The organism is Bartonella sp. 11B (genome assembly GCF_002022625.1).
GTDB lineage: Bacteria > Pseudomonadota > Alphaproteobacteria > Rhizobiales > Rhizobiaceae > Bartonella > Bartonella rochalimae.
In genome coordinates this window covers 1,197,384-1,213,850 of the sequence record NZ_CP019783.1, presented here as the reverse complement: position 1 = coordinate 1,213,850, position 16,467 = coordinate 1,197,384, and the positions used below count along the sequence as shown (strand labels likewise).

At 32.9% G+C, this 16,467-nt stretch carries 11 protein-coding genes; 4 read left to right on the top strand and 7 right to left on the bottom strand.

The window, feature by feature from the left end:
• Positions 1-2 precede the first annotated feature (2 nt).
• The 6 genes from rsmA to lptF form a co-directional block, all read right to left on the bottom strand.
• A complete protein-coding gene (gene rsmA / locus Bho11B_RS05195; protein ID WP_035007270.1) occupies positions 3-833 on the bottom strand; it encodes a 16S rRNA (adenine(1518)-N(6)/adenine(1519)-N(6))-dimethyltransferase RsmA in 831 nt (276 codons plus the stop codon).
• Positions 827-1,837: a 4-hydroxythreonine-4-phosphate dehydrogenase PdxA gene (gene pdxA, locus Bho11B_RS05190; RefSeq protein WP_035007271.1), complete on the bottom strand. Its 1,011-nt coding sequence runs from the start codon at positions 1,835-1,837 to the stop codon at positions 827-829. Before pdxA ends, rsmA begins: the two co-directional genes overlap by 7 nt.
• Entirely contained in the window at positions 1,837-2,796 is a 960-nt protein-coding gene (locus Bho11B_RS05185) for a peptidylprolyl isomerase (protein WP_078673831.1), read from the bottom strand. The genes pdxA and Bho11B_RS05185 overlap by 1 nt, the downstream gene beginning before the upstream one ends.
• 95 nt (positions 2,797-2,891) lie before the next feature.
• Entirely contained in the window at positions 2,892-5,270 is a 2,379-nt protein-coding gene (locus Bho11B_RS05180; protein WP_078673830.1) for an LPS-assembly protein LptD, read from the bottom strand.
• A gap of 6 nt (positions 5,271-5,276) precedes the next feature.
• Positions 5,277-6,368: an LPS export ABC transporter permease LptG gene (gene lptG / locus Bho11B_RS05175; protein ID WP_078673829.1), complete on the bottom strand. Its 1,092-nt coding sequence runs from the start codon at positions 6,366-6,368 to the stop codon at positions 5,277-5,279.
• A gap of 527 nt (positions 6,369-6,895) precedes the next feature.
• Positions 6,896-8,044 (bottom strand): LPS export ABC transporter permease LptF, encoded by a 1,149-nt coding sequence (gene lptF, locus Bho11B_RS05170; RefSeq protein ID WP_035007424.1) that lies wholly within the window; start codon positions 8,042-8,044, stop codon positions 6,896-6,898.
• 701 nt (positions 8,045-8,745) lie between these two features.
• Here lptF and Bho11B_RS05165 point away from each other — a divergent pair.
• Positions 8,746-9,195, top strand: coding sequence for a DNA polymerase III subunit chi (locus Bho11B_RS05165; protein ID WP_035007277.1), 450 nt, complete (start codon positions 8,746-8,748; stop codon positions 9,193-9,195).
• Between the two features lie 151 nt (positions 9,196-9,346).
• Complete coding sequence (locus tag Bho11B_RS07285) at positions 9,347-9,613, top strand: hypothetical protein (RefSeq protein WP_035007426.1); 267 nt, start codon at positions 9,347-9,349, stop codon at positions 9,611-9,613.
• On the opposite strand, the gene Bho11B_RS05155 is transcribed toward Bho11B_RS07285, so the two are convergent.
• Positions 9,610-10,896, bottom strand: a complete 1,287-nt coding sequence (locus Bho11B_RS05155; protein ID WP_078673828.1) for an MFS transporter — start codon at positions 10,894-10,896, stop codon at positions 9,610-9,612. The two genes, Bho11B_RS07285 and Bho11B_RS05155, sit on opposite strands and share 4 nt — an antisense overlap.
• A 518-nt stretch (positions 10,897-11,414) precedes the next feature.
• On the opposite strand from Bho11B_RS05155, the gene Bho11B_RS05150 reads away from it, so the two are divergent.
• Both Bho11B_RS05150 and bafA read left to right on the top strand, forming a co-directional pair.
• A complete protein-coding gene (locus Bho11B_RS05150) occupies positions 11,415-13,325 on the top strand; it encodes a BID domain-containing T4SS effector (protein ID WP_078673827.1) in 1,911 nt (636 codons plus the stop codon).
• 734 nt (positions 13,326-14,059) lie between these two features.
• Positions 14,060-16,420: a BafA family autotransporter gene (gene bafA, locus Bho11B_RS05145; protein ID WP_078673826.1), complete on the top strand. Its 2,361-nt coding sequence runs from the start codon at positions 14,060-14,062 to the stop codon at positions 16,418-16,420.
• Positions 16,421-16,467 lie beyond the last annotated feature (47 nt).

The following is a 16,467-nucleotide window of genomic DNA, read 5'->3' as shown; positions in this document are numbered from 1 at the left end:
CTTTAAGTGATTAGGTTAGCTAAAGTTACAAATTCAGAAATAGAAAGTGTTTCCGCTCGGCGTGTTCCATCAATACCAGCTTTTTCTAAAAGTGTTTCACCTCCAATAGTTTTAAGACTTTGTCTCAGCATTTTACGCCTTTGTCCAAAAGCAATTTTTGTGACGAGGCTTAATTTTTGTGTAGAGCAAGCGAGAGGTTGTAAGCGTGGAATAATGTGAACAACGGAAGAAGTTACTTTTGGCTCTGGTATGAAGGCTCGAGGAGGAATATCAAAAGCGATTTTTGCAATACTACGCCAACCAGTCAATATGCTGAGACGACCGTAGTAAGGAGATTGAGCAGTTGCTGTAATACGCTTTGCGACTTCACGTTGAAACATTAAAGTCATTGACTCATAAAAAGGGGGCCATGATTTTGTTAAAAGCCAATTTAATAAGAGTTGTGTTCCAATATTATATGGAAGATTTGCAATAATTCGCGGTTTTTCCGGATATGCTTCAAAAAGCTTTGGAAAATCTTGTTTTAATGCATCATTAAAAATAAGCTTGAGTTTTTGTGGATAGTGCTCTTCTATTTCTAAAAGAGCTGGCATACAACGCTCGTCACGTTCTATCGCTGTTACAATAGCGCCTTTTGCAAGTAAGGCGCGAGTCAAACCACCAGGACCAGGACCAATTTCAAGAACAGGTTTTCCTTCTATATTGCCTGCTTGATGAGCAATCTTAGCTGTTAAATTAAGATCGAAAATAAAATTCTGTCCCAAAGACTTATTAGCTTGTAACTTATATTTACTGATGACGTTACGGAGAGGAGGAAGATTATCTATTAGCATATGATTGGATTGTTTTTTGCAAGTTGGTCTGCAAGTTTAAGAGCAGCAATAAAACTTTCAGGAGAAGCTATTTTTTTATCTGCAATATCAAAAGCAGTGCCATGGTCTGGGGAAGTGCGAATGAAAGGTAATCCTAAGGTAACATTAACAGTAGTATCAAAGTCTAATGTTTTAACAGGGATAATAGCTTGATCATGGTACATACAAAGAGCAACATCATATGTTTGCCTTATACGTTCATGAAACATTATATCAGGAGAGAGGGGACCTATAATATTCAGTCCTCTTTTTTTAAGATATTCAATAGCGGGAATAATAATTTTTTCTTCTTCTTTTCCTATTGCACCATTTTCTCCAGCATGAGGGTTCAGACCAGCAATAGCTAAGCGTGGTGAATTTATTGCAAATCTGGTTTTTAAATCATTTTCAGTAATTAATGCAGTTTTAATAATTAAATCACATGTAAGAGATGAAGAAACTTTATTAAGTGGAATATGAATAGTAATTGGTACCGTTTTTAATTGAGGTCCAGCCAACATCATAACTGGATGATATTGTTTATTGGAAAACTTTTGAGCAAGATGAGCAAGAAATTCAGTATGACCTGGGAAGTGAAATCCAAAATCGTAAAGACTTTTTTTTGCAATAGGGCAAGTAATTAGTGCGCATCCCTGACCCCTTTGAATCAATTGAACGCTGCGTTCAATTGATTCAATTACTCCAGCAGCATTATCCGGTGAAGATAATCCTAGTTGATCACTTTGTCGATTTTTTAAGGGAATTATAGGAAGAGATGTTGAAAAATTTTCTACAGGATTATGAGTAGAAACAGATTTTATATCAATATTAAGTTGTAAAAAACGAGCACGCGAATGAATAATTTCAGGATCGGCTAAAAGAACAAAAGGTGGAATTTGACGTATATTACGCATATTCCACGTTTTTATAACAATCTCAGGACCAATTCCTGCCGGGTCTCCACTACTAACGATTAGCGGAGCCATTATGAATTTTGAATACGTGCTGTTTGTCTCAATTCTTTTAAATACTTTTCACTGAGAGCTTCAAGAAGTTGGGGAATATCTTTCTTTTGATGATCTTGGATGGAAAATATAAGCCGAGCCACACGGTCGTCAGAAACTCTTTTTATTTGACAGACAGCAACTGCTTCAATACCATTCTGCGTTTCTTGAAAGTTAGTCATTTTTCCAGCTGGCGTTGCAAGGATAGCTTTTTCCCAATTTTGAGGCAGTTGAGGTTCCAAAAATTTTCCTAAATGACGGATAGTAATATCTAAAATACCTTTTGCCTGGTTTTTAGCGCTATTACATCCCTGGAAATTGGCACGGAACTTATTTGCTTCTTTTTTACGTTTTTCTAGAATTGCTGACCGCCGATGTTCAGGAATAACAAAAATAATTTGTTGTAGTGTATATTCGTTTGTTGAAGGTTTGACACCGCCATTTTTTAATATTCTCTGTGAGGCTTCTTGTTCTGTAATTACTCCACCTTCAGCTTGATAACGCGCATTAACAAGACGTGCCCAGCCCATTTGCCCCAAAATATATGCTTTAAAGTGTTCTACCGTGACATCAGTTTGAGTGAGCATTTGATTGAGTTGATCAACAGTCATATTATTTTGTGCGGCAAAATTTTCAAAAGCATTCTCAACTTCATCTGTGCTAACTTCAATATTTCGCCGTTTTATTTCATTATTTTTAAGGACTTCATCAATAAGATCATTTTTAGCTTGTGTGGCAAGATTTCCTTGCTTCTGTTGCAATTTAAGAAAAGCAATACGCCTTTGAATATCATAATTTGTAATAGCGCTACCATTAACTGTAACGACAACTGAAGTCTGTGCAAAAGCTTGTGATGTAAAAAATGTGCTTACGGATAAACTACTTACACTCAAAGAAGTGATACAAAATAAAGCAAGAGCACTATTTTTTAGTATATTCATATAAGTAAACCTTTACAATCAATTTTCATCTATTACCCAAAATATATGTTTTTCTGCATAAAAACAATGATAAGTTAAGATTGATATACTTTCTATTATAAATCTGATTTTATTTTTTTGCCAATAGCTGTGATAGTACGTAATGAAAAAGAAACATTAAAGTTTTTAAAAGTCATATTTCTCTCTGGATTTTTTACCTGTTGATAACCAATCGTTATTCCAAAGCATTCATCTATATAACTTAGATTTATTCCTTGTTTTACAAAAGCATTAGATATTAAATCATAACTAGCATTATTATTAATTGACCAATAGTTGGAAAATTTAAGTCCCACTTGAAAAGAAATCTCTTGCTGATCTTGTGTATATTCATCATTTTGTTGATGTGAAATATAAGCATATTGCATAGACGTCCAAAGATTAGACCATTTTTGTGATGCTTCTAATTCACTACGGCGGACTTTCCCTGTTGTTTTATCAAAACGTCCACGAGATGCTATAGAAAAGCCATGAGTATGATTTGCTTCAAACATTGTCACATAGTCTGAGTGTGCTGTTTCAAGACCAGAGTATGCACCTAAATTGACAAAGTCTTTCTCTGCGAACGAATTTTTTCCTGCGAGATGAAATGATTGTCCAATAAGTCCATAAAGTGACCAATTATTATTCAAACTTCCGGAATATCTAAGACCTATATTTACTCTTGTGCCGCCTTCTACACGATCATAACCAGAGAATTTATCTCGTTGAAATAAGGTGGTTGTATCAAATACAAGGCTTTGCGCGTTTTCATTTGGTAATTGTCCTACATATTGTTCGTTATTGCGTATAAAAATTTGTGTTATTGGCTCTAGTATATGTGTGGATATTTCAGTAGTAATAAGAAGAGGATACCGTAACTCCAAGCCTGCTGTTGCCATACTACGAATTGTTGAGGAAGCAATATTAAAATTTTTCGAAGAGACATTTTCTATGCTAGCAATATAGTTATTGTGAGTATTTATTGCACTTGTATCAATTCGTAAGGCAAAGATAGGCGTTAATATTAAACCATTTTTGGTATTGAAACGTTTTTTCCATTCTAGTTCGTTTGTTAAACGAAAACTGTTTCCAGCTATACCGGAGAGTTGAAGAGTATTGCTAGGGTAATCTGGCAAATGTGTATTATTAAAGTCATTATGACGACGATAAATTGATTGTATATTACTACGGAAGGTAAGATTTCCAGTGTAAATTGATTTATTTGGTGTCAAAGAATAATCAATGATAGGTAGGCCCCATGCTTGCTGGGAATGACGATCGTTGAGGGTGTTTTTAAGCAGTGAATTTTGGATATTGAAATGGTAAAAACGCATGTCAAAATAATTTTTGTCTGCAAGACCATTTAAATAAAACTGAGAAATTTTTACAGGGTCGCTATAATTTTCAAGTTTGTATGTACGACTAAAGTTTCTGTCTGACTGTGCAAAGGCATCCCAGCCGTAAATCCACCGCGAATTAATACGAAAATTACCTCTTGTTGCTATCATATAACGATTAGTATTTTGTGAATCAACTCTATCATTATCGAAGTTGTAAGGATTGGTTTGGTATATATGAGCAAAATGGATGTTATAATAGCCTGTTTTTAAACGTTGATGCCATGTACCTTCATTTAAAAGTCCTTGTTTTGTATAAACTGTAGCAGAAAGTGTGAAATCATTGTAGAGTGAGAGATTCCAGAAATAAGAGTTTTTTACGCCAATACCAAGATTATCAGCATAAAAAAAGCGAGGAGCAAGAAAACCACTTATACGTTTTACTGTTGGATCAGGAAGTTCAATCGTTGGAAAATATAAAATTGGGATGCCGAAAGTTTCAAAATAGCTATTTTCAAATCGAATTGTTTTTTTGACATTGTTCCATATGATCTTTTTTGCTTTGATTTGCCACGAAACTGCACCATCTGATTTGTTATGACAAAGTTCACATGCTGTATAAATAGCATTGTTAAAAATTGTTATTTGGTTCCTGTTACGATTAGCATTTTCAGCTGTGAAGTATGTATTATTCGTTGTTTTGATACGTAAAGAATTTACAAATCCTTCTCCAAAGTCTTTTGTCATATCAATATAATGAGAATAGATTTTATTTCCATCCTTTTGAGTAATCTTAACATTTCCTTGAGCTATGACACGTCCTGTTTTTTGATTGTAAGTGACTCTTTGAGCGACGGCTTTATTACTATCATATTCAATTTGGACATTTCCTTGTGCAGAAATGGTGTTTGCATCACGATTGTAAATAAGTTTATCAGCAGAGAGTAAGAAAGGACTTTTTGTATTCTGTGGATGATTTTGAAAAAAAGGATTAGAATTTTGTGCTATTTGTGCTATTGTAGAATGAGAGATAAGAACACCTCCAGAAAAACTGATGAGGCTTTTTATAACCAATATTCTCAGTGTTTTAAAAATTCTCCTTTTATTTGCTAACATTTTTACTTAACCATCCTCTGTATAAAGTAAAAAGGATATTGCAAAAAACAATGCCACTATAACTGGTACCCAAGCAGCAATGATTGGTGGAATGTAACCAGCGTTACCAAAACTTCGAACGAGCATAGAAATAACATAAAGTATAAATCCTGCAATTACACCACCAAGAATTAATGTTCTCGATTGTCCAAAGCGTGGAATTTTTAGTGATACAGTTGCTGCAATAAGAGTCATTGCCACAAGTAACATTGGTAAAGCAATCAGTGATTGTAAATGCATATCAAATTTATTGGCAGAATAACCAAGTGAGCGTGCAACAGCAATTTTTTTTGGTAGGGTGTAAAATGGAATAGTTATAGGATCGGTTAAATATTCAGTTAAAAACTCAGGCTTTAAGTGAGTTTTTATTCGTAATTCAGTAAATTTTTCAGGAGTTTGTCCTATCTTATAGATTGTCCCATTTGTTAATAACCAAGCACCATCTGTCAATGTTGCTTTTTTAGTATTAATCCAGTTTTTTACTGTTGCATTCTCATTATATTGTACAAAGGTTGCATCAATAAGAGAAAGATCTTGATATATGATTGATTTAGCACCAACGGTTATTCTTCCTAAATTTGTGTGTTGTGTTAACCATGGAATACGCGTGTCAGTGGTAGATATTTGGGCACTATTACTACGCCATTCTGCTATCATTTTTTTTGCTTGGGAAGAGCTCCATGCAGCTAGTGGATTAATGAAAAGAATGGAGAATAATCCGAAAAGAAAAGCTCCAAAACAAGCTGGTGCGAGAAATTGCCATGCGGAAATACCGATTGAACGAGCAACAACAAGTTCAAGTTTTTTATTAAGGGAGATAAGCATTGTTATTGCAGAAAATAATGCAATAAAGGGAAAGAGTTGTTGCATAATTAAGGGAATTCGCAGCAATGAAATAAGGAATGCTCCTTTTGCTGTATAATGAGGAAGTAACGCTAGTTTGCTAGAGTTTTCTGTAAAGTCGATTAAGAGGACGAGAATAAAGACACCCAAGAGGAAAAAACAGACTGTTTTAAGATAAAGCATGAAAAAATATCGTCCGAGCGTCAATCCAATCATGATACCTTATCCGAGAGATAGTAAGAGTTTTGATGTGTAGATATCATGATGCATGCGAATATTCAATGAAATGCGAAGTAAGCTTTATCATGAGAGTTCGTAAAGTGCATGATATATTCTACTACAATATAAAAAAGCATTAATTAAGAATTCAGTAGTTTGAAATTTTACTAATTTATTATCACTTTGATTTATAGTGTATAAATGATTTTACATAATCTAAAATTTTAGATACTGACAATTTTAAAGATTTTGCATAATCTACTTTATATAAAAACAGATCTTGTAATTTGTCAGAAATGATAACTTCCTATAATTATAATTTAGATTTAATCAGTTTTCTGTATTTTGTATCGGTGTTATCTATAGAAAATTCCTTGGTATAATAAAGTACTGCTACATTGAGATTAAAGATAAAAAAATGCATAGTAGGAAACTTAGCTATTATTAATCGTTTCCATATTGATTCACTATCATGAATGTGAGCTATAATTCAGTTTGAATAAAAGAAGAATTATTTTTGTAAATCAATTTTTTATAATTTTTTGAAAAATTGTTTGAATGACATGATTAAATTTTTCAAGGATACCAATTTTATAGTCTTTTAGTAGCATAAAAAAGGTAAGCAAGCTTATTCCTATTGGAATGACATAAAGTAGTGGAATATAAGAAGGGTTATTTTCTGTTTTCCGTGCAAAAAAGTATCCTAACCAATAAATCAATAAGGAAAAAGTAATTGTAGAAAAAGTCGCAGAGATACGCGCTTGTCGATATGAGTGTGCATCTCCTGCTATGGCTATTGCAATTAATGCAAAAACAATAGGATAGAGACATTCTGTGAAACGACGATGCAACTCAGCTCTATATTGAAGCGGTTTTCGTTGATAATGAGGATCACTTGGATTGGGGTTGAATAAATAAGAAAGAGGCCGATCTTTAGGATAAATATTAGGTGTTTTCTTATTGGGAATAAATTCGCTTAGACTAAAAGTATGGGAGCTAAATTTGATAATTGAAACATTATCATTTTTATAATCAATTCTTTCTATTTCGCCATCATTAAGGATTAAAAATTTACCTTTTTTATTGTTAACAATAGCTCCTTTTGTTGCATAATAAAAAAGTCCAAGCTGAGGATCGCGCTGATCAGCAATGAAAAGACGGCCAATGGTTCCGTTTGCATTTCGTTCACCAATTTCTATGTAAAGATTTTTAGTTAATTCTTGGAAACTACCTTCACGAATGAAAAGACTAATAAGATCGGAATGAGAACTTGCTAATATTTGTCGCATATTAAGACGCGCGTGAGGGGCAATAAAATTAGTAATGGAAAAGGAAGTAAATGAAGCCAGAATTGCTAAAAGAAGAATTGGCTTCCAAACAATATTTTTGGATATGCCTGAGGCGCTGATAACAGCTAATTCTGAATCTTGATTCATTGTCAAAAGGATGGTTGTAATTGCAACAACTAATGCGAATGGCATGATAAGAGAAGTAACAGAAGGAATTAATAGAGATGAAAAATATAAAATTGTTAAGAATGTTTGCCCATTTGTTGTAAGAAAATTGACTCGTGCAAGAATTTGTACTGTCCAACTGATGCCAACTGCTCCAAGCAGCACAGCACTAAAAAGAATAAAAATGCGTTTTAATATATATAATTCAAAAATCCGCATAGAATAAATATTATCCTCAATTTTCACTTCAAAAGTGATATTCTATAATGCGTTAAGTTTAAACATATAGTCAAAATTTAAAGACTGTTTTTTTGTGCATCTTTCCTATGAGCAATAGAAAATGATTATAGTCATACAGGCAGTTTATTTATTATTTTGAATAATAAGTTTCCAGTCTCTCTGATTTTTAATTAACAAGATGTTTTATGTATGCATTACGTAACGAGACTAGTATATGAATAAAATCTGTTTGAGAAAGGATGCAAGATGTTTTGTCTGCAATATCTAAATACAACGAAATTATAATATTAGGAATTAGTAAAATATAATGGTGATGTTAGCTTGTTATTCTATAAACAGAGCACTGTTCTAAGGGCTTTTTATATTTGTGGATGTTTTAAAGAAATGGGATTAGGGGTAAATAAAAATTCCTTTTTAAAAGTTATATAAATTAGCTGCATGATACGTAAAAGAAAAATTCTATTAAAAAATGCAAAAAGAAAAGCTATGATTGCAGCTATAATAATTCTATTTTCTGACTTGTACGAGAATAATATGATTTTATAAATATTAATATATGGCATTATTTTTTCAGAATATAATCATTAGAATAAAACGAGATTTTAATTCTAACTTACTTTATCGTATCAAAATACTGAAGCTCTAATAGCACTTTATAATGAAAAATATTGAGGATTAAAATGGTTGATATTCTTTTCTATCATTTAACAAAGTCAACTTTAAAAGAGACTTTGCCTGTGTTAGTAGAGCGTGCATTGAAGCGTTTTGGTAGAATAACAATACAATGTATGAATAAAGAACAATGCAATTTTATAGATACTTGTTTATGGGTTTATGCCGATGAATCATTTATTGGGCATGGGACAGAATATGATAAGTATCCAGATTTGCAGCCTGTGTTTCTTACTACAGGACAAGAAAATCCGAATGATTCAAAAGTACGCTTTCTTATAGACGGAGCGGTTTGTTCAGATGTTGATATTTATCAACGACTTGTGATTATGTTTGATGGTCATAATGATACGCAATTGAATCTTATTCGTGAACAGTGGAAAGACTATAAAACAAAAAATTATAATTTAACTTATTGGCAGCAAACTGAAGATTATCGTTGGGAGCAGAAGGTTTGAGGTATAGGATATCTTTATTTTGATTTTTTTAGTATTGAACTCTCATAAATCAGAGCTCTTGGTTACAAAATAATCAGATTGAATTTTTCTTATGATTTTTTTAGGAGCGCTAAAATATAGCCTTAGATTAAAATATTCAAATGGAATGATAATGATATTTGACCGAATTTTACTTATTCTATGGGCTGTAATATTAGCTTTTTTTTGTGTTTCATGGTTGGGAACAACAAATATTCTATCACAGATATTTTCTGTCTCTTATATTAGTATTATTATCGATATCTTATTCTTTTTCCTTTGTTTATTATTTGCTGGAATATTGTGGTGGATTACACCTAAACCGATGTCTTTAAAAATGAAATTAGCGGCATTTTTGCCGCTAATATTAGTTTTATTATTCATTATTATTGTATGTTAGCGTGATATCTCTTCATCTTTAAAACCAATAAAGCAAACGAGTGAGATAAAAGAAGATACGAAGAGATAATAACTAATATAAGAAACACTAAAATGTTGTACTAGATATTCTGCAATATAAGGTGCAACAGCTGCGCCTAAAATACCAGCTAAATTAAAGGTTATAGAAACACCGCTATACCGAACTTCTGTTGGATATGCTGATGAAAGAACTGCGCCGATCTGACTATATGTCATTCCCATGAGAGATAAACCAATAACAGACATTGCACAAATACCTAAAATTCCATTATCGAAAAAGTAAGGAATTGCAAAGGAATAGATACCGGTAGCTATTGTAACCCAAATCATCAAATTTCTGCGGTTAACATGATTAGCAATTTTTCCTGTAAGAACAGTAAAAATACCAAAAAAAACAGCGCCGATCATTTCTACTTGAAGTGCTTGATTAAATGATAATTGCAGATGGTTTGTTGAATAACTTAGCAAATAAGTCGTAACCAAGTAAAATAATACAAGAATTGTCATGCTACAAAATGTACCAAGAAACAAAATTCGTGGGTGTTTGAAGAATACATCTAGAACAGGTATTTTAGAGGTTTTTTCATGGTCGATATTTTTGAATTCAATTGTTTCATTGATCGACATACGAAGCCATAATCCTAAAATAATGAAGACAATTGAGCCAACAAAAGGAATACGCCATCCCCATGAGAAAAGTTGCTCTTCATCAAGTGTATGCCATAGTGCTAAGTAAGCTATAATAGATACGCATAAGCCAATTGGAGCCCCTAATTGCGGAAACATTGCATACCAACTACGTTTTTCTGGGGGAGCATTTTCTGTCGCAAGCAGCACAGCTCCTCCCCATTCTCCTCCTAATCCGATTCCTTGTCCAAAACGACATATTGTTAAAAGGAAAGGAGCGATCCATCCAGCTGTTTCATAAGTAGGCAAAATACCAATAATAATTGTTGAAATACCCATTGTAAGAAGAGAGGCAATCAGCGTTATTTTCCGTCCAATTTTATCACCAAAATGACCAAAAATAATTGATCCTATAGGGCGTGATATGAAGGCGACACCAAAAATAAGGAAGGATTGCAAAATAGCGAGCTGCTCATTTTGGGATGGAAAAAATAATCGAGGAAATATGAGAGCTGCAGCAGTTGAAAAAACATAAAAGTCAAAGTATTCTATTGTTGTGCCGATAAAACTCGCGAACAAAATTCGACCGGGTGAAGATTCTCGGTTAGTGTTGCATTTTTCTATACTTATAGACATGGATAGAAAGTTCCTTTTTGTGTGAAATTGAATTACAAAACATCTATAATTATAAAAAATTCATATCAGTGTCGAGTCATTATCACTACCGATTTTAATTATTGCTGTGGATGTTTAAAATATATAAATGAAAATGAAGGACTATATATCCGCATCAATAGAGTTGTCTTTGTCTGTAATAATTACATTTAATCTTTTAAAAGAATGAGTGATCAGTGTAATCAAACGTCGCTTATAAGTAAAATTGACTTGATTATGTTTTTAATTTTGATTAAAAAATCAAAATGTATAAAATTTAGTATGAATTGTAATCACTAGTCTTAAAGTATTTTAAAAAATTTGAGAATTCATATTTAATTATTTAGTACTAGTCAAAAATTTTTTTGATGATTTACTTCGAACGTATGCAGTATTAGAAGTATAATCAAGATGTTTTTTATGTTCTAGGTGCGATGTGAAGAGAGTTAATAGTAATTTTAAAAAGAAAGAAGAAAAATTTACCTAACAAGGATTCATTAATGTTCAAGAGAAAAAAAAAGATAATTTCAAATTATGAGACGGATTATGCTATACCTCAGTGCCTAATACAAAAGCGTCGTGAAGTAGTAAATTCAGTGATTAGTGCGCATATGATTGAGGGATATACTTTTAACTCTAAAACTTTAGGTATTTTAGAAGAATATGTGAACGGGGATTATTCACTACAGAAGCTTAATACTCAGTTGGATAATTCTATGAAAAAACTCATTAAAGTAAAGGCACAAAAGGAACATTCAAGCTATTCTGAAAAAAAGCTGATAAATAAATATGGAATTCTGGTAAATAAATGTGGAATAACAGATACAGTTGCTCTTCGTGACAAAATTGCACACGATGTCGCAAAAGCAATTGTTAATTTGTCTTATGAAAAGGTACCAGAACAATTTGACACTTCTTATCTAAAACGTCTTCATAAGAGCTTATTCGGGAATATTTTTGATTGGGCTGGAAAGACTCGTGACGAGCTTAAATTTTCTGATAGTAGAATAAATGCTAAGTTGTCATTAATGGGAGAATTGAGCTCTATAAATAATGATAAAATTCAAGATAGTGAGGAAATTCAGGAAAGTTTGCAAAAAATTGATAACATTCTTTTTGAGAAGAATAATCTAAGAGGTTTATCATCTGAAGAATTTGCTCATAATGTAGCAAGAATGTTTTCTTTTCTTAATTATGTATGTCCTTTTGTAGGGGGGAATGAATGTACGCAAAAGGTGTTTTTTGAACAACTTGCTAACGCTGTTGGTTATAAACTCGATTTTTCGGTTGTAACAGAAGAGCGCATGAAATTTGTTAGCCATGCTTCGGAAACATTAGAAGAAACATTAGAAGGTGATATAGATGCTTTAACTCCTATGGAGCATTTGTTTGAAGATATTTCTGATCCAAACAAAGTGTGTATGCTAAAAGAGTTTGTTAGCAATAACAAGTATAAAGGTGTAGAAAAACAGATTATTGTAGCTGCTCGTAAAGATGTGGTTTATAACGGTATTTATAGAGGCCGTAGTTCAAATTCGGTTCTAGTCGAAATACCAGATCGCTGCGTCGTGTGCCACAAAGATTGTTTTATGCCAGAAGAATTACAAGCCTTAAAATTAGGTGATACAGTTGCTTTTAAAGCTGTAATACCTAAGGTTTTTGAAGATGTTCTCATTCCAAAAAGAGTATGTGTTCCTTTGACAAGAGAAGAAATTGCTGAGAAAGTTAAAAAAGATTTCTCTGTTCAAAGAAGCTGGAAAGATGTTGAGTATTATTCAAAACTTGTTTATAATAATTCGGCAATCTTTAAAAAAGATATCGAATTAATTGATAAATTTTCATGTTTTGATAAAGCGCTTGCAAGACAGTTTGCAAAACAGTTTGCAGAAAAGTTTATGGAATCTCCTCAATCTATTTCTCGCCTTGCAGGTTTTGCGGTGTTAGGTATGAAGGATTTAAAGCGAAAAGAAGCTGAAGCGTCTTGTGCTGAACTTAGTGATGCAATTGTTCGGTATGCAGATATTGTAATATGGGCTAGAGATGGAATTTTAGAACAACAAGAAATACAAAGTGGTATTTCAAGTAGATCTGTAAAAATGCCCAGTAAGGAAATGCAAGATATTTTAAATTTGCCAGAAGACACGCGAAAAGAAATGCTTGAGGTTTCTCCTTCATTACGTCAGGAATGTTTTGATTTTATGCATGGAATCATGTGTCGTCTTTCATTGAATGAGTATAAAGCACTTGATGATAATAATTATGCAGAGCTTGCTGAAAGTTTGGGGGTATCAGAGAGTAAAGCAAAGCAAATTATAACAATCGTTCAACCGATTGAAAAATTGTATTTGGATGTTAAAAAAACTCTCTCCGTTAATCTTTCGGAAAATACAGCTATAGTGCAAGCCAATTAAATTGTAAGAAGTTGTTGCATCTTCATTTTTATGTGTGGAGAGTATTAAAAAACAGAGGATCTGTTTTTTAAAAAGTTTCAATTCATTTTAGCTAAAGCAGAAGAATTTTTTGCGAATGAGTGCAGTGAATAGGTGGATGGGTACACGTCTATTTTACTGATTGAAATAGTTAATTATATAAAAATTTAGCAGTTGTCATAAATTTTACAGACACATATATTAAAAGGATGTAATTTAGTTCTAGTTAGCATATTCTGTATTGATTTACAGTGAGTTTATTCATGTATTGTATTGTCGCATATTGATTTATTTGTATCGGATCGATTTTACTTAATAATACTCGTAAAAGTCTTCTTTTAAAGTTATCTACATTAATTATATTGCACTATGAATGCAGCATAGCGTGTTTTTATGTACAATATGTTTTTTACTTAATGACAAGAATGACAAGAATGAATAATTTGATGTTTTGATGTTTAAAAAACATCAAATTTATATTGTTTAACTCTGGAAAATGTTTCCTAAAAAGATAAAGCAATAAAAATATATGCTTGTTGAAAGATGCTTTTTATAGAGTGTTAATGGGATCGTTTTGTATTTTAAAATACAAGCTATTAAAGGTTTGTACACTTTACATTTTTGGTAAATTTTGATGGGTTATGGTTGAAATGTACTTTTGCAGAGCTATTTACTTCTCAGTAGTTTGTTCAAGACGGAATAGTAAGGATGTAGTTATGCAATACAAATGGAAGTTAGGTTATTGGGTGTTTATAATCAGTAGCTCTTTTGTGGGAGTTGCAAATGCAGATAAGAATGAAATGCAAAGATTGGATGGCAGTTATAGGGGGAGTGTTGTTTATGATCAGTATGATAATGAGAAAGAAAAAAAAACTGAGATCATTAGAAAACGTGACATCACTATTATTGAAGATGGAGCAATTTTAAAAAATTTCGTAATAGAGAATAATAATGAAATCTATGTTGGAAATGTTGGCCAGCAAGATAATCCAGGTAAGTCAATCAATAACATAATTAGAAATTCTGGAAAGCTTTATGTTTATGGAGGTGGTTTGAGTGAAGGTACTAAAATTGAAAGTGGTGGTGTTGAAACTGTTGTAACTTTCAAGGGTAAACAAGGTTTTTCAAGAAATGCTGTTATTTACACAAATGGACAACAACAGGTTAAGTATGGGGGAAAAACAGAGGGAACGAAAATTTATGGTGGTAAACAGTTTGTTTATGGGAAAGGTGATGTTGGAGGAAAAATAACAGAGAGTTTTGCTGACGGTACTATTATTCATGGTCAAGGTGATATACTAGGAGAACAGAATGTATATGAAGGTGGTGTGGTGTGGAATACAAAAGTGATGGAAGGAGGCATACAAAATCTTTATGCAAAAAGTAATCAAGAAGAGGGGGGGACTGCAGTAAATACTGAAATTTTTAGGAATGGAAGACAGCGCGTTTCTGCAGAAGGTACAGCTATTACTGTTACTTTAAATGATAATGCTGTTCAAGAAATATATAAGGATGGTTATGTATATGGTCTAACTGTTAATGATCGTGCGAGTTCATGGGCATATGCGGGTGCAACATTAGAAGGAGATACGACAATTAATGATTTTGGAAAGTTTCTTCTTTATGCTGGAGATAAAGAGCATCGCTCTACAATAGAAAACTTTATTTTAAAAGGAAAAGAGACAGAATTATTTGTTATTAGTGCACGTGATGAAGATAGCGCTTTGATTAAGAAATTAAGTGGTCAGGGAACTGTTAGTTTTATTCCTGATCAAGCTCAACCCCGTTATTCTCATCTTTATATTGAGAAGCTTTCTGGTGAATTAGGAAGTTTACATTTTAGATTTAATACCACTATTGCAGAGGATCGCGGTGATTATCTTTTTATTGAAAGTGGTGATGGTCATCACATGATAAGCGTAGCTGATTCAGGTGCTGAAATTACCAATCCTCTTTCACAGCACCGTGATTTGGTTACTGATAAAAGTGCAGGCTCTCATTTTACTTTAGTGGATCTTTCTGGTGTAAAGATTAATGCTGTTGACGGTGGCACTTATATGTATGCCTTAAAGCAAAGACAAGATGATGCTAGCAAGATTTGGTATTTAGCAGCAGATCATTTTGATAAGCCAAATTTAGATCTGTTGCCAACACCAACTCCGTCTACGACACCATCGACAGATGCAGTGTTATCTTTGGCAGTAGCTCCTGAACTTGTTTTTAATAATGAGTTGCAAAGTTTGCGTGTTGGAAGAGGTATTTTAGGCAGGAACAAGAAGAATACGGCTTTCTGGACGTATGGGATCAAGGGTCGCGATCGTTTGGCTACAGGTCATACGCATTTTAGACTTGATCAGACAGGTATCATATTAGGTGTTGATTGGCTGCAAGAACTGATGAAAGGGGATTTTTACATTGGTGGTTTTGGAAGTTATGATCAAGCGCGTATTACCCATGCACGAGGCGGTGTCAGTAATATGGACACTTATAGTGCCGGGGCTTATGCGACTTATTTTGATAATCAAGGGTGGTATTTAGATAGCGTTTTAAAATATAATTATTACACAAATAATTTAAAGGCTATTTCGACAAATGGTTTGGGTGTTCAAGGTGATTATAACCAATGGGCAATAGGGACTTCATTTGAAGCAGGGTATTATTTTAATGTAGCACCAGATACCTGGATACAGCCTTATACTCAACTAACAGGAGTCCGTGTTTCGGGTAAGGAAGTAAAGCTTTCTAATCAGATGGTTGGTAATGTGAATAGTTCTACTTCATTGCGCAGTGAAGCTGGATTATCTGTTGGTCATAAGTTTAATTTGAATGATGACGCTCACTTAATGACTTATATAACAACGGCTTGGTTACGTGAATATATAGATAGGAATCATACGATAATTAATAATCAGCATAAATTTATCACTGATTTATCGAGAGATGCAGGAAAATTAGGAATTGGTTTGCATAGCCTTATTGGTGATAACTTATCGCTTTATGCTGAAACTCAGTATCTCAAAGGGCATAAGGTGGAACAGTCCCTTCAAGGTATTGTAGGGTTACGCTATAGTTTTTAAGAGCTCGCTCTGTTTTGTTTTCTGATCATTTTGGAATTGTATTTTTT